A 23,155-nucleotide genomic window follows, 5' to 3' on the forward strand; every position below is an offset into this window, starting at 1 on the left:
TCATGCAAGAATGGTTTGCCTCGCACCCACTCATCTCTTATATCGTGATTTTTGTGCTGATCACCTACGTTTACAACAAGGTATTCCGGGTGAAGCAGAAGCTCCCTCTGTTGAAGGAGATTCTCCTGTATATCTTGATGGCCTTGGGTTCGGCGATACTGCTTGTGTTTCAGATTGATAAGCTGCCGATTATCCAGTGCTTGTTAGTAGCTGTGGCATTGATGCTGATGGTGCGTATTCGATATTTTGTTGAAGATCGTCAGAAGAAGAAGGCTCAAACCGAGCCGAAGTCATAAGCTTTGTAGAAATTTAGCAACTCAGGTAACAACCATACGGCAACTTTTTGTCAGTCCCCATCGTTTATAAGAGAGAGAAGTCAACCAAGGTCCGGTAAATGCTTCGAAATTTGAAGCGTTTACCGGACATTCATCTAATTTGAATGAAATAAGGTGTTATGATATGAAACCTACTCATACCAATCTCCCTCCGAGAGCCAAAAGTGGGGGGAAGGGCAAGAAACAGCCAGTTCCAAAAAAGAAAAAAAGCGCATGGAAATCATTTTTTAAATTCATTCTTATCGTCTTGTTAATCGCAGTAATCTCTGCAGCAGGTTATGCCGGGTACTTGCTCTTCAAGGGTAATGAGATCATTGAGAAAAGCGGGATTGATAAACCTGTAGCTCCAGGACAATCTGCAAAAGAAAAACCGATTACGGTGCTTCTCTTGGGAACGGATCATCGCCCGGAGACGGGAACTTACTTGACGGATGTGGTCATGGTTGCCACCATGCATCCAGAAACTAATACGTCGACGCTGGTTTCCCTGCCGCGGGACACACTGATTGAACTCGAAGGATACAAAGCGAGTAAACTGAACGCTTATTACCCAAGGTTTAAAGCGGCCTACAATGCTGCGGAGAAAAAGGAACCGGGCAGCGGCATTCCGGCTGAAGAAGAAATGAAAGTCATGATGAGCAAATATCTTGGCGTTAATATCGACTATGTAACGGTTATCGATTTCCAGGGATTCCGTGAAGTGGTGGATACTTTTGGCGGAGTGGATGTTAACGTTCAGTACAACATGTGTTACCGCGACAGTGCGGATGGGACGGATATTAACCTAACTGCAGGCCCTCAGAAGTTGGATGGCAAGAAAGCGCTGGATTATGTCCGTTACCGTAAATCTCGGAACTGTACGCCGAAGACGAAGGAATCCAATGACTTTGATCGCAATGCCCGTCAGAGTGAGGTACTACACTCGCTGCTCGATAAAATGAAGTCTTTTGGCGGCGTAACTAAAGTGGGTAATGCGTTGGATGCGGTCAGCGACAACATGACCACCGATTTCGAGCAGGAGCAGATCCGGAACTTGCTCACGACTTATTATGATATTGGTAAAGATGACGTTAAATTTATGCCGATTACCGGTGAGTGGAGAAGCCCTAACGTTTACATTAACGACAATGAACTCAATGCAGCGAAACAAGCGCTGCAAGATGAGCTTGCCGGTAAGCATAACGCTGGCGAGCAGGGGACAGAAGCGGATTCTGCAACAACTCCGTGACAATTGAAGGCAAGTTTTATTGTATGCTATAATACAATGTATCAGATGGAGATCATTGTACAGGAGGCCGAAGGCATGTCCTACCTTATGATGCATACGACACACCCATTGATCTGTAATCGGCAGACGGATAAACCTGCCCATGCATTTGTTCGAGCAGATTCCATTTGGGGATGGGAGCCTTTCAGATGTCATCCTTCTGATTCCATGTCTTCTCAGGCGTGTTCATTCGACATGGGTGTCAATTTCACACCGAACAGGCTACAGAACTCCGAATATGATACGGGTCATGTCACTGGCGAAGCAGAAATGCTCGTTAGTCGCGTTGTTATGACCTTAAAAAAAGCCCAGTGAGCTTCACTGGGCTTTTTTGTATGAAATTTGGGGTTAGGTGACGGGCAAACTCGGGTTATGACAGGATTTGTCTTATGCTGATTGGTGAGTTTACCTTCAAGAAGGTCTATTTATTATGGTGCGGGTTGGCTGGTGCATTCCCTCGGTTATTCGGTTTAACCGATGGAGTACCGTTTTGCTGTACATTCCCGTCTCGCGGCGTTACATCTTTAGGCAGCTGAGGAATGATGCGACCTACGATGTCAGCAAGTTCACTGGCAAGTCCTGAAACAGGATGCCCCTCCTGAATATGCCGACCAAGATCGGCAATCCGGTTTGCAACGTCCAAATCGGCCGTAACAAGTGCATTGGCACCTGCCGGATCGGCTTGAAGGGCTTCCGCGACTGTGTATTTTATGGTTCCGACTTCCGCACGATCTAAATTTCCATCTACATTAAGTCCAACAACAGCCGTTTTTCCCATGACAACACAGTTCGCGTTTTTAACGCCGGGCACCCTCTCGGCAAGTGATTTCAGGTGATTCGCGGTTGTAGCGTCGACTCGTCCGTTGTTATCATTTACGTTGCCAACTCGTCCCGTATTCGTGTTATTCGGAGTCCGGCCGTCTACATTGTTAGTGGTATAACCTCTGTTCCCGCTCATGTTGTGAACACTGTTAGCAGTAGTACCATTGGTTTTACCACGAGGAGAGGGTGATGCATTGTGATTGGTGGTCCCGCAGCCTGCGAGCAACAACACCGTTAGCATTATGGATAGAGCAGCTCTCATGGATTGATCTGTCCTTTCGTAGTAGAGTTCACTAAATGACTTCAGTCGCTACGCTTATTATGTCCGGGACAGAAAGGTTTATGTGTGTACCTGATGAAGAAGCAGTGGAGGGATAAGATGAAAAAAATATTTGTGCTGGATACGAACGTATTACTTCATGATCCTCAGTCGATTTATGCATTCGATGAGCATGAAGTCATCATTCCTGCGGTGGTTCTTGAAGAGATTGACTCGAAGAAACGAAATGCTGATGAAATCGGCCGCAACGCCCGAACGGTCTCCCGATTACTTGATGGTATAAGAGAACAAGGCCATCTTCATGACGGAGTTCTTCTGGAGAACGGCGGGACGTTGAAGGTCGAGCTGAATCATCGCAGCTTCGTCAAGGTACAGGAGTTATTTAGCGAAGCATCCAACGACAACCGGATTTTGGCTGTCGCGTTAAATTATAAATTGGAGGAGGAGCCGAAGGAGGGCGGAAGACCTGTCGTTCTGGTCAGCAAGGATGTGCTTGTTCGAATTAAGGCCGATGTGCTCGGATTAACGGCACAGGATTATCTATCGGACCGTACAGCCGATCCCAGTGAATTATATCCTGGATTCTCTACCTTAAAGGTTCACCCTTCGGTGATTGACGAATTCTACAGCTATCGTTATTTGCCGATTAAACCTCTTCAATTGTCTTATCCACTTTATCCCCATGAATTTGTTATCCTGAAGGATGAGATGGGGTCAGGAAAGTCTGCCCTCCTTCATGTAAATGAGGATGCAACTAGATTGGAGCCCCTTCATTTAAGCAATGAACCTGTTTGGGGCATCAGCGCCCGTAACGCCCAACAGCGTATGGCGATTGAGCTTCTTCTGAATGACGAGATTCCGCTAGTCACCATTACCGGGAAGGCCGGAACGGGAAAAACCTTGTTGGCTTTGGCAGCAGGCCTTTCCAAGGTGGAGGATGAGCATAAATACAAAAAACTGCTGATTGCGCGTCCGGTCGTTCCAATGGGGAAGGATATCGGTTATTTGCCTGGCGAAAAGGAAGAGAAATTAAGACCATGGATGCAGCCGATATATGACAATCTGGAATATTTGTTCGACACCAAAAAATCGGGTGATATCGATAAAATATTGATGGGGCTTGGCAGCATCCAGGTGGAGGCTCTGACTTATATCCGGGGCCGCTCGATACCAGGTCAGTTCATCATTGTGGATGAGGCCCAGAACTTATCCCGTCATGAGGTCAAGACGATTGTTTCCCGGGCGGGAGAAGGGAGTAAGGTGATCCTGATGGGAGATCCGGAGCAGATTGATCATCCTTACCTGGATGCTGTGAGTAATGGGCTGACCTATGTGGTTGAACGCTTCAAGCAAGAAAATCTGAGCGGGCATATTACGTTGACAAAAGGGGAACGATCCAAGCTGGCTCAGTTGGCTGCCGACTTGTTGTAATATATATTTCCCGAGAAATGATTCTCAGAGTAACTTTGGGATAAAGACTGTTCAGATTCATAGGACAGTCTTTTTTCCTTCCCATCGTTAATTAGTAAAATCTGGACTAGATAATTAACAAAAAAGATAGGACAAGAGCACTAGAAGTTTGGTAAAATAAGGGCGTGCGACTATTGAAGGAGTGAAGATGGGATATGAAGCGGAAGAAATATTGGTTCTTATTTGCCATTTTACTGTTGTCTTTATCCAGTTTATCTCCCAGCTTTGACTTCACTCACCATACTAGACGAGAGCCCCCGGGGGATGAACCGAAACCTCCGCAGCAAAGACCGGAGGTACCGGAGACTGATCTGGGCCCGATCAAGGTCGGTGTTCAGTTAAACCCAGATGAACTGAGACAACTTAAAGCTCTTAATGAGCGTTTTATGGAAGAGACCGGTGCTGAGATTGAAATCACGCCTCTGGAAACGAGTGAAACACAGAAAGAGTCGTTTCTGCTCGAGATGTCCCTTGGTGAAGGGCCTGATATTGTATTAACGGATTCACACCTTATTAAAGCGCTTGCAATGAGTGGCTGCTTACTGCCTGTTGATGCTTCTCAAGGCACAATGCCAGGCGAAGATATCTTGAATGGTCTTCTGCCGCCGCTGCAGTGGAACGGGTATCAATGGGGAATGCCGTTTGATATAGACCCCTATATTATGACTTGGCAGACCAAGGGAAAGGGCGGCGAACCATTTAAAGTGCCAGAGAGCCGTCAAGCGTGGCAGGAATATTTGGAGCGGCATAAGGTAAGCCCTGTCCTCTCATTTGACTGGAATGATCCTTATGCGTTCGGTGCGGCGGTTCATTTGCTCGAAGGTGATCCCTCCAAGCCGGATCAAGAGGTGCTCGATATGCTGATTCGCAATCATGGAAGAGTGACAGAATCAGCGCAAGGATCGACAGAGGCAGACGTTAATGGCCAAGAGTCGACCATCTCCGGTAAGGTGGAAGCAGCCGTGGTCATTGGGCCGTATTCGAGCTTTTCAGATCAAGAGGACGTTGGAGTGTCACTTGCATTGGCAATGGGGAAGGCGCATCTGGATACGCCGGTTGTCCGAACTCGAAGTTTTGCGGTTGCCGCACACACGGAATCATCGGCGCTTGCCATGAAATGGATTACGTATATGACTGGCAAAGCGATGCAGCGTGAATGGAGCAGAGCGGCAGGAACGCTGCCCGTTATTCCCGAGTTGTATGTCATGGGTACAAACCTAAGTGATCGGGGCATTTGGCAAAAAGCGGCCGTTCCAGCCCAGGTGCTGCTCTCTCGAAATGAGCCGGCCGCTTTGAATTTTGGTGATTCGGAAGGTTTTCAAACATATAGCCAAGCAGCAAATCGATTGCTGCTTGGCGAAATCACGATCCAACAATATATGGAATTGTACTCGTCTCCTCAACCTTAAAAAAGCTGCCCAAGTGAAGGGCAGCTTTTTTCTATAAATCCAGCTCCATTTTGACCACTAATCTTTGATCTTGGCTGGATACCTGTGTTGCTTTTAAGAAAGACACCAACTGTTTAGGATAAAAATTCATGTCGAATTCGTCCTGCAGGGCTTTGCGCGTGGTGTCAGGCAATTCCAGTCGATTGAATACAAGTTTGTCGACTTGAAACATGATGGCATTCTCCGGTTCGTTGATCACGGTGTATTTTCCTTCAATCAGCAGCGACAGATTTCCGCTCTCACCCGAAGCTATAACTTTTCCATCGTCAAAGTGGAAAGCAAAACTGTTAAAGATTTCATCTTCGGATCTTAAAAATGCGTTGAGATCGTCTTCATGGATATCGATGGTGTACTCCTTGCCGTTCGTTTTCAGCATATTCTTACTTCCTTGGACGAATTGCGGCAAGTTTTCCATGGCGCTGGCTAAAGCCTGGAAGTGACGCTTTACTTCGTACAGCCCCACGTTCTCCCAATAAAGGGTGAATTCCTCAATCAACTTTTTCATGGCATCCGGGTTGCCGCTGGCTGTCAGTGCTCCGTCAACCTGCTGTTCAAGTGCCAGCACCCGTTCACGCTGCTTAACAAGGCTGTCCTTTACTTCGGCGAGCTGAGCAGCATTGCGTGCTGCTTCAGCCTGGGCGGAGGCAAGGGAGCGGTACTGATTGTTATATACCGCAAGTGTATCCCGATCGTTTTGAATAATGATATCGTAAAAGTCCATGATCCGGAATAAACCGGCTAAGTCTTTTGCAGACAACAGCATAAAGAATAAATGATCACGTTCACCCATGTAATAAGACCGAAGAACAGCTCCAGCCCGATCGCGCCGGTCTTCGATACGCAAGCCCATATCCTGAATTTTGATTTGCAATTCGCTCTGAAGCAGCTGCAATTCGGCGATGCGTTTGGTTATCCGTTCGATTTCATGGTCAATCTCCACGATGGAGAGACTGTCCTCCAGAAGTTTGCGTGCCTCTTCCGAATCAGGCATAACCGGGCTTACATCCTGCTCGGAATATACCAGAGCGGGAGTCCCTATGAAGCAGAATAACAGGGTTATACACAGCATGACCGGGAGGAGAGTTTTTTTTACTCGTACATTCAAACGGGAGTCCTCCTTGAATGGTTGTTAGTCGAAAGGAATCCAACCACTGTCTGTCCCTTCATTTAAACCAATATATGACGTATACGACTTAATTATCAACCTTCAGGCACTAAAAAAGCGATCCGGCTGCTAAAGCACCTGATCGCTCTTTTAAGTACTCTCGTTCTCTAATTGCAAGGAAAATCCACCAGCGGGCCTCTGTTTGTCCAGGTTGAGCGCCGGTGGATTTCAAGCATCGCTTGCACCATTTACCTATTAGAGTGGTTTGCCCATAATGAAGACCGTCCAATAGCTAAAGCCTGTGAAGGTCACGATCATATAAGCCCAGAAGAGAAGAATATAGGTTCTCTCCGTGAATTTCAAATATCCCAGGATCACGAAAAATGCAGTCTGCAGGAAGAAAAGCAGTGCCATTTCAATATGATCTCCGGCAAAGGCCATCAACCCGATAGTCAGGGTGAAAAAGCCAAGGACTCGAAACATCCGTGCCACGATTATATCCTCCTCTCGTATGTACGCACATAATGCTGCTATCAACATTATAGCGTTATGGCAAAAACGTGTAAACGCCTAACTCAAGAAAACCCTTTATTTTTTATTATTAACCAGAAGTAAGACATTGGATTCGTGAATAATTTGGACGAATCTCCCCCTTTTCCCTTCGTAAGAGTATGATCTGTATTCAAAATGGAAATACATTTTAGTATCAAATAGATTCTATGAACTCTATGAGAGGCATAGAAATGAATTAAGCAGTTTTTATACCCTATTCAGCAGCCGATTTACGGTATTGAAGACGGTTATTTTAGGATGTCGTTAGGAGGGTTTTGTGGTATGTCAGCAGTGAGACAGGATGCATGGAGTGCAGAGGACGACCTAATATTGGCGGAGGTGACTCTTCGTCATATTCGTGAGGGCAGCACCCAATTGGCTGCCTTTGAGGAAGTGGGAGAAAGAATCGGCCGGACATCGGCAGCTTGTGGATTTCGTTGGAATAGCTGCGTTCGCAAGAAATATGAGGATGCTATTAGCTTGGCGAAATCTCAGCGTCAAAAGAGAAGTTATTATAAAAAACAGCCTTCGGTAAGTGGACCGCAGGTTGCCGGCTTGGCTGCTCCGGAACTGGAGCACGATGTCTATAAGAATGATGGTGCAAGTGAAGAAACACTGTCCATCGATGCCGTTATCCGTTTCCTTCGTCAGTGGAAGGGCGGGCTTCAGGAAAGTTCACGTCAGTATAAATTGCTTGAGAAGAACTTGCGTGAAAAAGAGGATGAGCTTTCAAGACTCCGCAGTGAGAATCAAAGGTTATTGAAGGAAGTCAGCGAAGTGAAAACGGACTATCATGTGGTCAATGACGATTATAAGGCACTGATTCAGATCATGGATCGGGCACGCAGACTTGCTTTCTTAAATGAAGAAGACGAGGAGCTTAAAACACGCTTCAAAATGGACGCAAACGGTAATCTGGAACGAATCGAATAGGTAAAGGTTATCTTGCTCTAGCCGTAACCCGCATTAGTGCATTCCATGCGCTTTGGCGGGTTATTTGTGCGTATCGAGGATTATTCTGATATATACTAGGACTAGTACTTCGTGGTTGATTACAATAATGGGGGATTATGATGAATATCCATATTATCGGAGCTGGCTCATTGGGGCTATTATATGCGGGTAAACTTGCGAATTCAGGGTGCCGTGTCACGTTATGGAGCCGAAGCGAGGAGCAGGCGGACAAGCTTCGGGCTTCCGGCATAACCATCGAGGAGAAGGGGCAGCACCAGGTCGTTGACGCCCATGCGTTCTCGGTCTGTTCATGGTCAACCTTTGCGCAGTCGGGTGGCGCTGGCGATGCGGATTATCTTTTCCTCATGTTGAAGCAGCAAGGGATCGAAGAGATGGCAACGGAGATGTTGGCTCAATATGGTCAAGAACATCGGAGACTAATATGTTTTCAGAACGGTACAGGCCATTTGGAGCGGCTTCAAGACCTGCTGCCGGTATGGACGATCTACGCTGCCATTACTACGGAAGGGGCCAAGCGTTCAAGCAGCGTCTCTGTTTTGCATGCCGGTCATGGAACGACGACAATCGGCAAAATGATGCCCGCTGGGAGCCCATTAGATCCTTTCTCTCAAGAAAATCATGAAATTGAACTGGTTAAACAGCTGAATAGAGCAGGATTTGAAGCTTTTTTGTCGAATCAAATGGATGAGATGATTTATCGCAAGCTGCTGATGAACGCAGTCATTAATCCATTGACGGCATTGTGGAGGATTCCTAACGGAGCGCTGTTATCTTCCCCTGAACGAGTCAGGCTCATGAAGCAGTTATATCATGAAGGGATCGCCGTATATGAAGCGGGTGGAATTCCTTACGGAAGCGGGCTGTGGGAATGGATTATATCCGTCTGCCAATCGACTTCAGGTAACACGTCCTCCATGCTTAAGGATGTAATGGACGGCAGAACGACGGAAGTTGCCTGGATTAACGGAAGTATTGTCCGTTTGGGCCAAAAATATGGCATTTCTGTTCCAACACACGAGCTGGTCACGCAGCTCATCGAGGGGATGAATACATAGGGGGTCTTAGCATGGGTTTCTTGCAGGGGCTGTTTCAAACATTAAGTTCTTTTCCGTTCATTCCGTTTTTACTGGTTTATTTCATTGTCTTGCAAAGAAATAAAAATCGAAAGCAAGCGCTGGAGCTGGCCATGGATGTCACCACATTTTTTATGCTGTTTTCGGTCTCCGCCTTGTTTAATAATACATTCCAGTCCAAATTCGGTTTCTATCTCATACTCCTCATGCTGCTCATTGCAGCGGGGCTGATCGGCAGTGCGCAGAACCGCTGGAAAGGCAAGGTTAACGGTAAAAGGCTGCTGCGCGCCGTGTGGCGTCTCGGGTTTGTCAGCATGAGTTTCGGGTATATCATGTTCACATTTTTTGGTGTCCTCTCCTACATAATTAAGATGATGTAAGAACAATCTAATAACTAGAATTTTATGATAAATCTGTTTGATCCTTGGGTCAGGCAGATTTTTCAATTTATTGATTTCTGGATTTTTTTGACCACTGGTTGTATAATCGATAAGCATATACCTAAAATCTATGAGGGGGATACCGCAAGATGAAGAAACAAAAGAAATTAATGCTTCTCATGACGTTAATTCTTGCTTTCAGCTCAGTTTTAGCAGCATGTGGAGCTGACAAGAACGATGGCGCCAATAAAGGCGGAACGGCGGACAAGCCTAAAGAGCAAGTCTTCCGTATGAACCTTGCTTCCGACCCTCCTACATTGGATCCGGGCTTGGCTCAGGATAACACGTCGAATACAGTAATCAGTGCTGTGTTTGAAGGTTTGGTTCGGAAGGGTGCAGACGGCTCAGAAGAGCCTGGCGTAGCCGAAAAATGGGATGTTTCTGAAGATGGATTGAAATATGTCTTCACCCTTCGCAAAGATGCCAAATGGAGTAACGGCGATGCAGTAACGGCAAAAGATTTTGAGTATGCATGGAAACGCGTACTTGATCCGAACTTTACTCCAGCATCACCATATGCGTATCAGCTCTATTACATTAAGAACGCTGAAGCTTACAATCTTGGAGAGATCAAAGACGCCAATGAAGTCGGCGTAAAAGCAACCGATGATTATACGCTCGAAGTAACGCTGGCAAACCCAACGCCATACTTCCTCAGCTTGATGTCATTCCAAACCTACTTCCCGATTCACAACTCCGTTGAAGGTAATGCTTCTTGGGCAACTAAACCGGAAACATTGATTGGTAATGGTCCGTTCAAAGTTTCACAAATGACCAAAGGTCAAAAGATCGAGCTTGTGAAGAACGACCAATATTGGGACAAGGATGCAATCAAACTTGAAAAAGTTCAAATGAGTATCGTGAACAGCTCTGCAACTGAACTTTCAAGCTATCGTAATGATGAATTGGATTATGCAGGACATCCAACAGGGAATATTCCGACGGATCAGCTGAATGCGATCAAGAAGGAATTGGGCGATGAACTGATGATTAAAGGTATTTCATCGACGTATTTCTATATCTTTAACACAACAGAAGAACCATTTGACAATGTGAACATCCGTAAAGCTTTCGCAATGGCGATTGATCGTCAGGCGATCGTAGAGAAAATCACGCAAGGTGGACAACTTCCTGCACATGGTTTTGTTCCTCCTGGTATCAAGGGTGAGTCCGACGAGTACCGTAAAGAGGTACCGGATACTTACTTCGATGAAAATCTTGAAGAAGCTAAGAAACTGCTCGAGCAAGGTATGAAGGAAAAAGGCTATACCACATTACCGGAAGTTACTTTAATTCATAACTCCGATGACAACCATAAGAAAATTGCGCTTGCTATTGCAGATATGTGGAAGAACAATCTCGGCGTTAGTGTGAAGGTACAAAACCAAGAGTGGGGCGTATTCCTGAAGAACCGTGATGCTTTGAACTATCAAGTGGCACGATCCGGTTGGGGAGCAGACTATAACGACCCGATGACTTATATCGATATGTGGACATCCAACGGCGGCAACAATGACACTGGCTTCAAGAGCGAAGAGTATGACCAGCTTGTGAAGGATGCTTATGCAACTAGCGATAACGCTAAACGCATGGAGCTGATGTCCAAAGCTGAGAAAATTCTCGTTGAAGACAACCAAGTTGTTATGCCGATCTACTACTACTCCAGTGTGTCCCTGGTTAAACCATGGGTGAAGAATCTTCATCTGGATTATAAGGGTGATATCGATTTCACACGTGCATATATCGAGTAGTCTTTTGTAAACCATTTATAAAAGACTACGGTTCGGGATATATATGTGGGGCACTTCAAACCTCATATATATCCCGATTTTTTTGTATGAGCACAAGGTTTCCAAATCTTGTGTCCGTTGGTGAAAGTTAAGGGATGCCAGGTCCGTTCTAGAATAATACAATTATATAGACGGCTTGGTTTAGAACAACTGATCAGGAGGCTAGCGAAATGCTGAGGTATGTGGCGAGTAAGTTTTTTTATATGCTTGTATCGTTGTTCATACTGATCTCAGCCACTTTTTTTCTTATGAAAGCCATACCGGGCGATCCGTTTATGGGAGAGAAAAAGCCATCGCCTGAAATTTTGGCGAGGCTGATGGAGCAGTATGATTTAGATAAACCGGTATTTCAACAATATACGAAATACTTGGGCAATATCGTTCAGGGTGACTTTGGTTTGTCTATGAAAAAACAGGGGCAATCCGTCACTGATATTATTATTGATACATTTGGCCCTTCACTTCGATTGGGTCTTGTCGCGATCGTAGTATCTGTTATTGTGGGTGTCCTGCTGGGGATGCTTGCAGCTCTGTATCACCGCAAGCTGATTGACAACATCGCCATGATTATCTCGGTTCTCGGGATCGCGGTACCGAGTTTTGTACTCGCGTCATTGTTGCAATTCGTTCTCGCAGAGAAAGCGGGCATTTTCAATGTTATGGGCTTTGAAGGACCGCTCGACTACGTGCTTCCTGTTATGGCTCTATCTGCTCAGCCGATTGCATTTATCGCGCGATTAACGCGATCCAGCATGCTGGAAGTACTGCATTCGGATTATATCAAGACGGCGAAGGCCAAGGGTCTTAACTGGTTCGCTATTATGTTCCGCCACGTGATCCGAAACGGGATATTGCCGGTCGTAACTTATGTAGGGCCAATGACAGCGAACATCATTACCGGTTCGGTCGTTATTGAACAGATCTTCGGTATTGGCGGCATTGGCAAGCAGTTTGTGGAAAGTATCACAAACCGCGATTATACAGTCATTATGGGGATTACCATATTCTACGGCATCTTGCTGATGCTGGCGCGTTTCATTACAGATATCGTATATGTATTTGTGGATCCACGCATTAAATTGACCGGCGGGAAGGAGGGGTAGACATGGAGAAAGAACAAAGTATGCCTCATCCTGCGGCACTAAACTTGAAGCCTGAAGATTTTCAGAAGATTGGTCCTGATGAGAAACAATCCGAGGTAATACAGCGTGAAAGTTTGTCCTCCTGGAGAGATTCATGGGAAAGATTGCGCAAGAACAAGCTTGCTATGTCCGGCTTGATTATTATGATCCTGATTGTCATCATGGCCATTATCGGCCCGATGATCTCTAACTATGATTATGAAACGAATGATTTGATGAATACGAATATGCCGCCTTCATCAGAACATTGGTTTGGAACCGACGATCTGGGCCGCGACGTTTTTGTTCGTACTTGGATGGGTGCTCGGATTTCCTTGACCGTTGGTCTTGCAGCAGCTGCGATTGACTTGATGATTGGTGTAATATATGGCGGCATCATGGGTTATTTCGGTGGCCGTATCGATGAGTTTATGAATAAGTTTGCCGAAATTTTGTATTCCATTCCGTACCTGCTCGTTACGATTTTGCTGTTGGTTGTATTTGAACCAAGTTTAGGAACGATCATACTCGCCTTAACCATCACCGGTTGGATTAACATGTCCTGGATTGTGCGGGGCGAGATTATGCAGCTTAAGAACAGAGAATATGTCCTCGCTTCACGTTCGATGGGTGCGGGAACCGGGCGCCTGTTGTTCCGGCATTTGATTCCGAATGCGATGGGTCCGATTATCGTTACCTTGACCCTGTCGGTTCCAAGTGCGATCTTTTCCGAGGCTTTCCTGAGCTTCCTTGGTCTTGGAGTTCAAGCACCAATTGCTTCATGGGGCTCCATGATTAATGATGCCCTGTCCGGATGGATGTACTATCCATGGCGGATGTTGTTCCCTGCTCTATTTATCAGCTTGACGATGTTAGCATTTAACATTTTCGGTGATGGATTGCGTGATGCGCTGGATCCGAAATTGAAAAAATAGGAGGTGGGAAGGTATGGAACCGATCTTGCAGGTAAAGGACCTCAACGTATCGTTTCGTGTTCGCGGCGGTGAAGTAAAAGCAGTCCGCGGCATGAATTTTGAAGTCGGCAAGGGGGAGACGGTTGCCATCGTCGGTGAGTCCGGAAGCGGTAAAAGTGTTACCGCCCAGACCATTATGCGATTGATTCCGTCCCCGCCCTCAGAAATAAAAAAGGGTGAGGTCATTTTCCAAGGACAAGACCTTCTCAAAAAAACAAATAAACAGATGGAAGCGATTCGCGGCAAGGATATCGGGATGATCTTCCAGGATCCAATGACGTCGCTAAACCCGACCATTCGAATAGGTAAGCAAATTACGGAGGTGCTGATCAAGCACCAGGGGATGTCTTTCTCCGAAGCCAAAAAACACGCCATAGAAATGCTGAAGCTGGTGGGTATCAAAAATGCGGAGGAGCGCTTCAATCAGTATCCGCATGAGTTCTCCGGCGGTATGCGGCAGCGTGCGATGATCGCCATTGCGCTTGCATGTAAGCCGACGCTGCTGATTGCGGACGAACCGACAACGGCACTCGACGTGACCATTCAGGCACAGATTATGGACGTTATGAAGGAAATGCAGGAACGCTTGGGCACATCGATCATTCTGATCACGCATGACCTCGGCGTTGTTGCCGGCATGTGTGACCGTGTCATCGTAATGTATGCAGGTGAAGTGGTGGAAACAGGAACGAAATGGGAGATTTTCAAAAATCCGCAGCATCCTTACACCAAAGGTTTGCTTCGCTCCATGCCTCGTCTGGATCAGAAGAAAGACGAACCGCTGATTCCGATTATCGGAACACCACCGGATCTGATCAAACCGCCTGTAGGCTGTCCGTTCGCCGCTCGCTGTGATGAAGCTATGCGAATTTGTGAACGGGTGGATCCGGGCGCAACGGAATTTAGCGACACGCATATGGCGCGCTGCTGGAATCTGCATCCGATGGCGAAGGAGGCGCAGGGTTCATGAAGGATAACCACTTGATTGAGGTAAAAGGCTTGAAGAAGTATTTTAACGTGGGCAAAGGCCAGATTCTTAAAGCGGTTGACGACCTGAACTTCTATATCCGTGAAGGCGAAACGCTTGGCATGGTAGGAGAGTCGGGTTGTGGTAAATCAACAGCAGGACGGACGATTCTCCGTCTCTATGAACCTACGGCCGGCAGCGTTAATTTTAACGGAACGGATATTTACAAGCTGTCTCCGGGCAAGATGAAGGCGATGCGCCGCGATATGCAGATGATCTTCCAGGATCCGTATGCCTCGCTGAATCCAAGATTCACGGTGTCGGATATTATCGGAGAAGCTTTGGATATTCACGGCATGGCCGGCAGCCGCGCCGAACGCAAGAAGCGGATTGAGGAGCTGCTGGATATGGTCGGCTTGAATAGTGACCACTCGACGCGTTACCCTCATGAATTCTCCGGCGGTCAGCGTCAACGGATCGGGATTGCTCGAGCTCTTGCGGTAAACCCTAAATTCATCATATGCGACGAGCCGATCTCGGCGCTTGACGTTTCGATTCAGGCGCAGGTTGTCAACCTGCTCAAGGATTTGCAGGACCGTTTGGGCTTGACCTATCTCTTCATTGCGCATGACCTGTCCATGGTTAAGCATATCAGTGACCGGGTAGCGGTTATGTATTTGGGTAAAATGGTGGAGCTAGCAGACAGTGAAGAGCTGTATGCAAATCCGATCCATCCTTATACCAAGACCTTGTTGTCCGCAATTCCGATTCCGGATCCAGAAATTGAGGCAAACAAAAAGCGTCTCAAGCTGGAAGACGATATGCAGGTGCCGATTTCAGCTGCCAAAGGCGAAGACGGAACGGTTCAACTGGATGTGAAGGATTCGGAATTGGTCGAAGTGTCCAAAGGACACTGGGTTGCAAAAGCCTACGCTTGAACAAGCGGACCTGAATATGAGAAAGCTGCTTCAAGAATAGCCGCTGGCATCGTGCCGGCGGCTATTCTTTTCCTTTGACGCAGAATGCCAACATTCGGTACAATCAAGAAAGGCAAAATGTTATAGAATAAATTAAATTTCATGCACAATCTAGATTTGGTTGCGACGTAGAATAGGAGGAATACCTCATGAATATCGTTCCGGAACCATTATCCCTCGCTTCGCGTCTCGCTCAGGATTATATTCATCATTTTGACCGGGTAAGCGGGTTCTACGGTGAAGATTACCGCGGCGAGCACAGCTATGCAGAGCGGGTACAATGGCTGGATCTTTCGGAAGACAAACGAATTCAGCGTAAAGCGCTGGCAGATTGCCTTCGGACGTATAATCAGAAACACAATGATCATCCCGCTGTACATAAATCACTCCAACTTCTGGAGCAGCCAGGAACGGTTACCATGGTTGGTGGACAACAAAGCGGTTTGTTCACCGGACCTCTGCTTGTCATATATAAAGCAATTACCGTCATTCAAGCGGCCCGTGAAGCGGAAGAGCGCTTGAATCGTCCTGTCGTGCCTGTATTTTGGATCGCCGGGGAGGATCATGATTGGGATGAAGTGAATCATACGTACTTCCTGAGTCAGGATCAGCAGCTTTCCAAGATCAAGCTTGATGCCAAGGACGGACTCAGGACGTCGGTTAGTTATACTGACGTTGCTGAGGAAGATTGGAATGCAATGCTGGCAGAGCTCCAGATTCAACTGGCAGACAGCGAATATAAGGCGGATCTGCTGAAGATGGCCAGGGAATCGTTTGACGGTTCGGCTGGACTCAGCGAGGCATTTGCTAAACTCATCAGCTGTATGTTCGGCAAATATGGGCTAATACTCCTGGATTCTGCAGATCCGGGACTGCGGGCGTTGGAAGTGCCCGTATTCGAATCTTTGATTACCCGCAACGAAACAATGGGACTTTCGTACCAGCAGGCAGCAAGGGATATCGCAGGTTTGGGTTATGAAGTGCAGGCTGATGTATCCGAGAATGGGGCCAACTTGTTCTATTTGCATGAAGGCAGACGCTTGCTGCTTTACCGAGAAGGACGTGTATTCTCAGACCGGAAAGGCATCATTACGCTCACGGAGGAAGAACTGCTTCGGGATTTGCATCAGCATCCTGAACGCTTCAGCAACAATGTGTTGACCCGTCCAATTATGCAGGATTCGCTGCTGCCCGTGCTCGGAACGATACTCGGTCCAGGCGAGATTTCTTATTGGGCGATTACGCGCTATGCATTTTCCGACTTAGGTTTGCAGATGCCGCTGATCATCCCGAGAATGTCATTCTCCATCGTTGATGGAACCGTCCATAAGCTTATGGAGAAATATGGATTGTCCTTCGAGGATGTTCACCTCCGTTTGTCTGAGAAGCGTGAGGCTTGGCTTGCCAGCAAGGATGAGTTGAATCTTGAGGAACGATTCAGTCAAACCCGGGAACAATTTGAAGCATTATATCAGCCTTTAATAGAAGATCTTGGCAAAATGCAAAGTGGACTGTTAAAATTAGGTCTAACCAATAAAGAAAAAATATTGGAGCAGATGGATTACCTGTTAAGTAAATCCCGGAATGCCTTGGAACAGCAGCATGAGGCCGCACTGGCACAGTGGAAACGCATTGAACAGACACTGATGCCGGAAGGGAAACCCCAGGAGAGGGTGTATAATATCCTGGAATACATGAATCGTTATGGATTGAATCTGGTGGATCGCCTGATGGAAATCCCATACGTTGCTTCGGGCATTCACAGGGTCGTTTACGTATAATGATCAGGAATTCAATTATCAGATCATAGGAGGCCGTTAAATGAGCTCATCATCAATACAAACCAGCAATATTACCGACTTGAAACTGGCACCGGAAGGTCATTTGAAAATTGATTGGGTGAAGGCGCATATGCCGGTATTGAACCGGGTGCGTGAACAATTCGAGAAAGAACAGCCATTCAAAGGGTTGAAAGTCGCCATCTCCTTGCATCTGGAAGCCAAGACCGCTTATCTGGCGAAAGTCGTTCAGGCTGGCGGAGCTGAAGTGACAATTACGGGCAGTAATCCGTTGTCTACTCAAGATGATGTGTGTGCCGCATTGGTAGAAGACGGGATCACGGTGTTTGCCAAGTATAACCCGGATCCTGCAGAATACAAGCAGCACCTCATTTCAACACTCGAGACCAGACCCGATCTGATCATTGACGATGGCGGGGATCTCGTAACGATCCTTCACTCGGAACGTACGGATCTGCTTGAAGGAATTCGAGGCGGTGCGGAAGAGACAACGACAGGCATCCTGCGCCTGAAATCTTTGGAGAAGGAAGGCTCTCTGAACTTCCCGATGGTTGCCGTGAATGATGCATACTGCAAATACTTATTCGATAACCGTTATGGTACTGGACAATCGGTCTGGGACGGAATTAACCGGACGACCAACCTGGTGGTTGCAGGCAAGACCGTCGTTGTCGTAGGGTATGGCTGGTGCGGGAAGGGCGTCGCCATGCGTGCCAAAGGTCTTGGTGCCAACGTCATTGTGACCGAGATTGATGCAATTAAGGCCGTTGAAGCTTATATGGACGGCTTCCGCGTCATGCCAATGCATGAAGCAGCCAAATTGGGAGACTTCTTTGTCACTGTCACGGGTAACCGCGATGTCATTAGTGGGGAAGACTTTGATGTCATGAAGGACGGTGCCATTTTATCCAATGCCGGTCACTTCGATGTGGAAGTCAATAAACCGGATTTGTCAGAACGGTCTCAATCGGTTCGGACGGTTCGGCGGAATATTGAAGAATATCATCTGAAAGATGGTCGTAAGATTTATTTGCTTGCCGAAGGCCGTTTGGTGAATCTTGCGGCAGGTGACGGACATCCGGCAGAAATTATGGATATGACGTTTGCGCTTCAAGCTTTGTCTCTCAAACACGTGAATGATCAGTACAAGAACATCGGTAACCACGTAGTAAATGTTCCTTACGAATTGGATGAACAGGTTGCCTTATATAAACTGGAAAGTCTAGGTATTACAATCGACAGTCTGAGCGCTGAGCAAAAGTCTTACTTGGACAGCTGGGCTCAGCACTAAACAGCAGCAGCTTTAGATCATTTGCAAACCTCCTTTCCATCCCCGAGTGGGATGAAAGGAGGTTTTTTGTACGAATGTCCTGAGAGAAAGTTCCAAAAAAACAAATGCTCGTTAGAAGGTATTTGATTCTTGACGCCGAATCTATTATCCTAAAGTGGTGGAAAGTGGTGCAAAGTGGGGAATCGGGGTTAAGGGGTGGAGTGCCTGATGTTCATGGGGGAGTTTCAACATAGCATCGACGATAAGGGGAGAATCATCATCCCTGCTAAATTTCGTGACCTCCTGGGCACCTCGTTTATCGTAACCCGCGGATTGGACAATTGCCTCTTTGTATACCCCAAAGATGAATGGGCCATCATGGAGCAGAAGCTCAAATCCCTGCCACTCATGAAGTCGGATGCACGCGCATTCACTCGGTTTTTTTTCTCCGGGGCGACGGAATGTGAATGGGATAAACAGGGAAGGGTAAATTTGCCGGGCAATTTGCGCGAGTTCGCCAAGCTCGAGAAGGAATGCGTTGTCATCGGCGTATCGAGCCGAGTGGAGATCTGGAGCAAGGAGCAGTGGCAGAATTACTATCAGCAGTCGGAGGAAGCATTCAACGACATTGCTGAGAAGCTGGTAGACTTTGATTTTGATTTATAACCAGCTAGGAACATCGTATTGAAATGGACAAGTTACACTTAAAAATCATGAATGAGACACAATGGAGGGCTGCAGCTTTGTTCCATCACATCACAGTGCTTAAGCAAGAAGCAACAGAAGGGCTGCGCATCAAACCAGACGGTATATATGTTGACTGTACGCTCGGGGGAGCAGGGCACAGCTCGCTTATTGCTTCCCAACTAAGTTCTAAGGGCCGGTTAATCGCACTGGATCAGGACGACTGGGCATTGAATAATGCCCGGGAAGTCATGAAGCCTTATGTGGACCGGATCACTCTTGTCAAAACCAATTTTCGTGATTTGGAGGAGGTGCTCCGAAACGAAGTGGAGGTTGACGAGAACGGGCAGCCGCAAGTTGACGGTATACTGTTCGATTTGGGCGTATCCTCTCCGCAGTTCGATGAAGGGGAGAGAGGCTTTAGTTACAACCATGATGCCCCGCTTGATATGCGGATGGATCAGTCCGCTGAGCTTACCGCAGCCAAGATTGTAAACGAATGGCCAGAACAGGAAATCGCACGAATATTGTATGAATACGGCGAAGAGAAATTTTCAAGACGAATTGCCAAGGTCATTGTTGAAAGAAGGGCACAGAGTCCTATTCAAACAACGGGTGAGCTTGTCGAAATGATTAAGGAAGGAATTCCGGCCGCAGCTCGGAGAACGGGCGGCCATCCGGCGAAACGAAGCTTTCAAGCGTTTCGGATTGCGGTAAATGATGAGCTTGGCGCATTCAAAGATGCGCTTCACCAAGCCGTGAGATGTCTTGCACCAGGAGGAAGAGTTTCAGTAATCACTTTTCACTCGCTCGAAGACCGGATATGCAAACAGATTTTTAACAGCTACATTCCCAAGTGTACGTGCCCTCCAGACTTTCCGATGTGTGTGTGCGGAGGCGGCCAAGGTGATCTGAAACTGGTGAACCGCAAACCGCTTATGCCCTCTGCGGAAGAGATTGAGAGTAATCCAAGGGCACGATCAGCGAAGCTGCGGATTGCGGAGAAACTGTAGAAACATAAAATCCCTGAAGAAGGAGAATCAGCCATGGCCTACACACGCGGCAATTTAGCCGTACAGGAGAGACAGAATGAAACGCAGCAGTCCGCTTATCTCGAGAAGACAAAAGTCGTCAAACGTCGTTCCCAGCTTCCGCAAAAAGAAAAGCTGCTGTATATGTTGTCCGTGGTGTTTGTGGTTGCCGTCATGGGCGTCATTGGCATGAGTCATGTTCATTCCTATGACTTAAATCGGCAAATTCATGATACCGACAATAATATACTCAAAGCGAAACGAAATATTGATCAGCTTCAGGTTGAAAAGCAAACACTGGAGACGCAAATATTGGACAAGGCAAAAGAGTTGGGTTATGTGCCTATTGAGGATAAAAATACGATCCATCTATCACCCGTCTCGGGTTCATCCGGGACACAGAATTCGGACTCGGGACAAAATGATTGAAGTGTGAGGTTTTGACCGATGATAAAAAAAATCAAACTGCGTACCGTGCTAATAGGGGGATGTATAACCCTCTTTTTTGCTTTATTGATTGGTCGGGTCTTTTGGCTGCAGGTAATCGATAACGACTTCTGGAAGGAACAAGCTTTATCGAAATGGTCGCGTAAACAGGATCTTCCGGCCACGCGAGGGACGATTATGGATCGGGACGGCGATATTCTTGCCATGGATGCGCCTGCCTTTACGGTCATTGTGAACCCTGCGGTCATTCAGGCTAACGGCATGGAGAATGAGGTCGTTAAAGGGCTGCATGAGATTCTCGACAAGGATGAGGGCGAACTTCGTGAGCTGGTTAAAGCTAAAGACGATAAAGGGGAATACCTCAAAGGCCGTGAAGTCCGCAGTGAAGGATGGAAGATTGACCAGGAGAAGATGGAAGAGGTTAAAGAGTTTAGTGAAAGCTTGAATCAAAAATTAAAGGCTGCCGGTAAGGTTCCCGATTCGGGCATCGGCTTTCAGCGAGAGTCAAAACGATTCTATCCCAAAGAGACATTGGCTGCACATATCTTGGGCTATACCGATCGTCAGGGTAACGGTATCGGAGGCATTGAGCAGTATTATGACGACAAGCTGAAGGGAACCGACGGATTCGCTTCTTACAAGAGTGACAAGAAGGGGGTCAAGCTGCCGAGTGAGAACGATTTATATCAGCCTGCAATAAATGGGAAAAATTTAGTGCTGACGACCGACGATACAATCCAGTATTATATCGAGGAAGCGATGCGCGACACGTATAACCAATATAAACCAATCAGTATGACGGTAATCGCAGCGGATCCGAACACGATGGAAATACTGGGGATGGCCAATATGCCGACTTTTGATCCCAATACATATTCGAAATGGAATCAAAAGAATTTTAACAATCATGCCGTCCGGTCCATCTATGAACCGGGATCGACTTTCAAAATTGTAACGCTGGCCAGTGCAGTTCAGGAGAAGCTGTTTAACCCGGGTGCTATTTATCAATCCGGATCCATAAGAGCGGGTGGAAGAACTCACCGGGATATTAACAGCGTAGGCTGGGGCCCTATCACCTACTTGGAAGGCGTCAAGAAGTCGAGTAACGTTGCTTTTGTCAAATTGGGATTCGAAATGCTTGGTAAGGAACGATTTACCAACTACATTCGTGAATTTGGGTTTACGAAGAAAACGGAAATTGACCTTCCGGGCGAAATTCTAGGTAGCATAAATATGACTTATGATTCCGATATTTCAACCATGACTTACGGTTACGCCGTATCCGTAACGCCTATTCAACAGATTGCTGCTATTTCGGCAGTGGCCAACGGAGGCAAGCTCATGAAGCCTCATATGGTGAAGCAGATCGAGGACCCTAACACGGGCAAGGTTGAGAAAATCGAGCCGGAAGTTGTGCGTCAGGTTATATCTCCTAAGGCCGCAAGAGAAACAGGGACTTACCTTGAGCAGGTCGTAGCCGACCAATCCATTGGTACAGGTAGGCTTGCGTATATTGATGGCTACCGGGTTGCGGGTAAAACCGGTACCGCTATAAAATCCGGCGGCGGATATAAAGACCGTTCGAAACAAGTGGTTTCGTTCATCGGGTACGCTCCCGTCGAGAATCCGAAGATTGCCGTGCTGGTCATTATCGACGAACCAAACGTGGAACAGGGCGGCGGTAAGCTGGCAGCACCGATATTCAAAGAAATCGTCTCCAAGACCTTGAATTATTGGGGCGTTCCCAAATCGAATGAGGCTCAGGATAAAGAAAAATCGAATGCAGGCACGACGCAGAAGGATTCCCTGAAAGCACCAGACTTTACGGGGCTGAAGCTGAGTGACGTAAAAGCCAAGCTGCTGAAAGATGGAGTGGCATTTGAGACCTTGGGCAACGGAAACACGGTGAAAGAGCAATATCCGCCTGCAAATGCGATCATTAGTGCAGGGCAACGGATCTATCTTCTTACTGAGGATAGCCCAACGATGAAAATCCCGAATTTAGAGGGTGAATCGCTCAGGGACGCCATGGAAGTACTCACCTTGATGAAAGTAAAGGTTAATGTTCAAGGTGAGGGCTACGTTGTTTCGCAATTGGAAGCCAAGGAGAATGGCCAGCGAATCGTGCAGTTAACCCTGAAATCGGCGCAAGAGTTAATAACGGGAAGCAGCAGCTCCGATGAAACATCATCCGCTGGCAACGAAGATCCTAACGGGGAAGAATCCAACGATGAAGAAACTGAAACAACAGGCAGCGCAGGAGGGGAATAGCTTGTTCTAACCCGGGTTTGTCCCGAATACTCATGTGAAGAACGCATAATCATGAGC

Annotated in this window: 21 protein-coding genes; 18 read left to right on the forward strand and 3 right to left on the reverse strand. The window is 47.0% G+C overall.

Features of this window, described 5'->3' with window-relative positions:
- Positions 1-2: 2 nt before the first annotated feature.
- Complete coding sequence (locus tag NYE54_RS10455; protein WP_076320612.1) at positions 3-296, forward strand: YlaH-like family protein; 294 nt, start codon at positions 3-5, stop codon at positions 294-296.
- A 163-nt stretch (positions 297-459) separates the two neighbouring features.
- The gene (locus NYE54_RS10460; RefSeq protein WP_339271931.1) at positions 460-1,563 is read left to right on the forward strand and encodes an LCP family protein; all 1,104 of its coding nucleotides are present in this window, start codon (positions 460-462) and stop codon (positions 1,561-1,563) included.
- Positions 1,564-2,023: 460 nt separating this feature from the next.
- Here the strand turns inward: NYE54_RS10460 and NYE54_RS10465 are convergent, their stop codons facing one another.
- Entirely contained in the window at positions 2,024-2,686 is a 663-nt protein-coding gene (locus NYE54_RS10465; RefSeq protein ID WP_339271932.1) for a YhcN/YlaJ family sporulation lipoprotein, read from the reverse strand.
- A 117-nt stretch (positions 2,687-2,803) separates the two neighbouring features.
- On the opposite strand from NYE54_RS10465, the gene NYE54_RS10470 reads away from it, so the two are divergent.
- Both NYE54_RS10470 and NYE54_RS10475 read left to right on the forward strand, forming a co-directional pair.
- Positions 2,804-4,135: a PhoH family protein gene (locus tag NYE54_RS10470; protein ID WP_076320616.1), complete on the forward strand. Its 1,332-nt coding sequence runs from the start codon at positions 2,804-2,806 to the stop codon at positions 4,133-4,135.
- 194 nt (positions 4,136-4,329) lie between these two features.
- Positions 4,330-5,583 (forward strand): extracellular solute-binding protein, encoded by a 1,254-nt coding sequence (locus tag NYE54_RS10475; protein ID WP_339271933.1) that lies wholly within the window; start codon positions 4,330-4,332, stop codon positions 5,581-5,583.
- 31 nt (positions 5,584-5,614) lie between these two features.
- Here the strand turns inward: NYE54_RS10475 and NYE54_RS10480 are convergent, their stop codons facing one another.
- Positions 5,615-6,727 (reverse strand): hypothetical protein, encoded by a 1,113-nt coding sequence (locus NYE54_RS10480; RefSeq protein WP_339271934.1) that lies wholly within the window; start codon positions 6,725-6,727, stop codon positions 5,615-5,617.
- A 255-nt stretch (positions 6,728-6,982) separates the two neighbouring features.
- Positions 6,983-7,219, reverse strand: a complete 237-nt coding sequence (locus NYE54_RS10485) for a DUF2626 domain-containing protein (RefSeq protein ID WP_006209059.1) — start codon at positions 7,217-7,219, stop codon at positions 6,983-6,985.
- Between the two features lie 342 nt (positions 7,220-7,561).
- Here NYE54_RS10485 and NYE54_RS10490 point away from each other — a divergent pair, with 342 nt between their 5' ends.
- The 14 genes from NYE54_RS10490 (at position 7,562) to NYE54_RS10555 (ending at position 23,098) form a co-directional block, all read left to right on the forward strand.
- Complete coding sequence (locus NYE54_RS10490; RefSeq protein ID WP_076320619.1) at positions 7,562-8,212, forward strand: RsfA family transcriptional regulator; 651 nt, start codon at positions 7,562-7,564, stop codon at positions 8,210-8,212.
- A gap of 140 nt (positions 8,213-8,352) precedes the next feature.
- Positions 8,353-9,309, forward strand: a complete 957-nt coding sequence (locus NYE54_RS10495) for a 2-dehydropantoate 2-reductase (RefSeq protein WP_339271935.1) — start codon at positions 8,353-8,355, stop codon at positions 9,307-9,309.
- An 11-nt stretch (positions 9,310-9,320) separates the two neighbouring features.
- On the forward strand, positions 9,321-9,707 hold the full coding sequence (locus NYE54_RS10500) for a DUF3397 domain-containing protein (protein WP_339271936.1): 387 nt from the start codon (positions 9,321-9,323) through the stop codon (positions 9,705-9,707).
- Between the two features lie 149 nt (positions 9,708-9,856).
- Complete coding sequence (locus NYE54_RS10505; RefSeq protein ID WP_339271937.1) at positions 9,857-11,518, forward strand: peptide ABC transporter substrate-binding protein; 1,662 nt, start codon at positions 9,857-9,859, stop codon at positions 11,516-11,518.
- Between the two features lie 209 nt (positions 11,519-11,727).
- Complete coding sequence (locus NYE54_RS10510; RefSeq protein ID WP_339271938.1) at positions 11,728-12,660, forward strand: ABC transporter permease; 933 nt, start codon at positions 11,728-11,730, stop codon at positions 12,658-12,660.
- Positions 12,661-12,662: 2 nt separating this feature from the next.
- Positions 12,663-13,613, forward strand: a complete 951-nt coding sequence (locus NYE54_RS10515; RefSeq protein WP_339271939.1) for an ABC transporter permease — start codon at positions 12,663-12,665, stop codon at positions 13,611-13,613.
- A gap of 13 nt (positions 13,614-13,626) precedes the next feature.
- A complete protein-coding gene (locus NYE54_RS10520; protein ID WP_076320625.1) occupies positions 13,627-14,622 on the forward strand; it encodes an ABC transporter ATP-binding protein in 996 nt (331 codons plus the stop codon).
- Complete coding sequence (locus NYE54_RS10525; protein WP_339271940.1) at positions 14,619-15,557, forward strand: ATP-binding cassette domain-containing protein; 939 nt, start codon at positions 14,619-14,621, stop codon at positions 15,555-15,557. The genes NYE54_RS10520 and NYE54_RS10525 overlap by 4 nt, the downstream gene beginning before the upstream one ends.
- A 188-nt stretch (positions 15,558-15,745) precedes the next feature.
- On the forward strand, positions 15,746-17,377 hold the full coding sequence (bshC, locus tag NYE54_RS10530) for a bacillithiol biosynthesis cysteine-adding enzyme BshC (protein ID WP_076320627.1): 1,632 nt from the start codon (positions 15,746-15,748) through the stop codon (positions 17,375-17,377).
- A gap of 40 nt (positions 17,378-17,417) precedes the next feature.
- Positions 17,418-18,686 (forward strand): adenosylhomocysteinase, encoded by a 1,269-nt coding sequence (locus NYE54_RS10535; protein WP_076320628.1) that lies wholly within the window; start codon positions 17,418-17,420, stop codon positions 18,684-18,686.
- Between the two features lie 207 nt (positions 18,687-18,893).
- Positions 18,894-19,331 (forward strand): division/cell wall cluster transcriptional repressor MraZ, encoded by a 438-nt coding sequence (mraZ, locus tag NYE54_RS10540; RefSeq protein WP_009590832.1) that lies wholly within the window; start codon positions 18,894-18,896, stop codon positions 19,329-19,331.
- Positions 19,332-19,408: 77 nt separating this feature from the next.
- A complete protein-coding gene (rsmH, locus tag NYE54_RS10545; protein WP_339273450.1) occupies positions 19,409-20,362 on the forward strand; it encodes a 16S rRNA (cytosine(1402)-N(4))-methyltransferase RsmH in 954 nt (317 codons plus the stop codon).
- Positions 20,363-20,395: 33 nt separating this feature from the next.
- Positions 20,396-20,809: a cell division protein FtsL gene (locus NYE54_RS10550; protein ID WP_339271941.1), complete on the forward strand. Its 414-nt coding sequence runs from the start codon at positions 20,396-20,398 to the stop codon at positions 20,807-20,809.
- 18 nt (positions 20,810-20,827) lie between these two features.
- Positions 20,828-23,098, forward strand: coding sequence for a penicillin-binding transpeptidase domain-containing protein (locus NYE54_RS10555; RefSeq protein ID WP_339271942.1), 2,271 nt, complete (start codon positions 20,828-20,830; stop codon positions 23,096-23,098).
- Positions 23,099-23,155: the final 57 nt, after the last annotated feature.

Source organism: Paenibacillus sp. FSL K6-1330 (genome assembly GCF_037976825.1).
GTDB lineage: Bacteria > Bacillota > Bacilli > Paenibacillales > Paenibacillaceae > Paenibacillus_AQ.

Excerpts from the sequence above, each read along its gene's own strand:
- NYE54_RS10455 (WP_076320612.1), top strand. The coding sequence starts at position 3 with ATGCAAGAATGGTTTGCCTCGCACCCACTCATCTCTTATATCGTGATT.
- NYE54_RS10460 (WP_339271931.1), top strand. The coding sequence starts at position 460 with ATGAAACCTACTCATACCAATCTCCCTCCGAGAGCCAAAAGTGGGGGG.
- NYE54_RS10465 (WP_339271932.1), bottom strand. The coding sequence starts at position 2,686 with ATGAGAGCTGCTCTATCCATAATGCTAACGGTGTTGTTGCTCGCAGGC.
- NYE54_RS10470 (WP_076320616.1), top strand. The coding sequence starts at position 2,804 with ATGAAAAAAATATTTGTGCTGGATACGAACGTATTACTTCATGATCCT.
- NYE54_RS10475 (WP_339271933.1), top strand. The coding sequence starts at position 4,330 with ATGAAGCGGAAGAAATATTGGTTCTTATTTGCCATTTTACTGTTGTCT.
- NYE54_RS10490 (WP_076320619.1), top strand. The coding sequence starts at position 7,562 with ATGTCAGCAGTGAGACAGGATGCATGGAGTGCAGAGGACGACCTAATA.
- NYE54_RS10495 (WP_339271935.1), top strand. The coding sequence starts at position 8,353 with ATGAATATCCATATTATCGGAGCTGGCTCATTGGGGCTATTATATGCG.
- NYE54_RS10500 (WP_339271936.1), top strand. The coding sequence starts at position 9,321 with ATGGGTTTCTTGCAGGGGCTGTTTCAAACATTAAGTTCTTTTCCGTTC.
- NYE54_RS10505 (WP_339271937.1), top strand. The coding sequence starts at position 9,857 with ATGAAGAAACAAAAGAAATTAATGCTTCTCATGACGTTAATTCTTGCT.
- NYE54_RS10510 (WP_339271938.1), top strand. The coding sequence starts at position 11,728 with ATGCTGAGGTATGTGGCGAGTAAGTTTTTTTATATGCTTGTATCGTTG.
- NYE54_RS10515 (WP_339271939.1), top strand. The coding sequence starts at position 12,663 with ATGGAGAAAGAACAAAGTATGCCTCATCCTGCGGCACTAAACTTGAAG.
- NYE54_RS10520 (WP_076320625.1), top strand. The coding sequence starts at position 13,627 with ATGGAACCGATCTTGCAGGTAAAGGACCTCAACGTATCGTTTCGTGTT.
- NYE54_RS10525 (WP_339271940.1), top strand. The coding sequence starts at position 14,619 with ATGAAGGATAACCACTTGATTGAGGTAAAAGGCTTGAAGAAGTATTTT.
- bshC (WP_076320627.1), top strand. The coding sequence starts at position 15,746 with ATGAATATCGTTCCGGAACCATTATCCCTCGCTTCGCGTCTCGCTCAG.
- NYE54_RS10535 (WP_076320628.1), top strand. The coding sequence starts at position 17,418 with ATGAGCTCATCATCAATACAAACCAGCAATATTACCGACTTGAAACTG.
- mraZ (WP_009590832.1), top strand. The coding sequence starts at position 18,894 with ATGTTCATGGGGGAGTTTCAACATAGCATCGACGATAAGGGGAGAATC.
- NYE54_RS10550 (WP_339271941.1), top strand. The coding sequence starts at position 20,396 with ATGGCCTACACACGCGGCAATTTAGCCGTACAGGAGAGACAGAATGAA.
- NYE54_RS10555 (WP_339271942.1), top strand. The coding sequence starts at position 20,828 with ATGATAAAAAAAATCAAACTGCGTACCGTGCTAATAGGGGGATGTATA.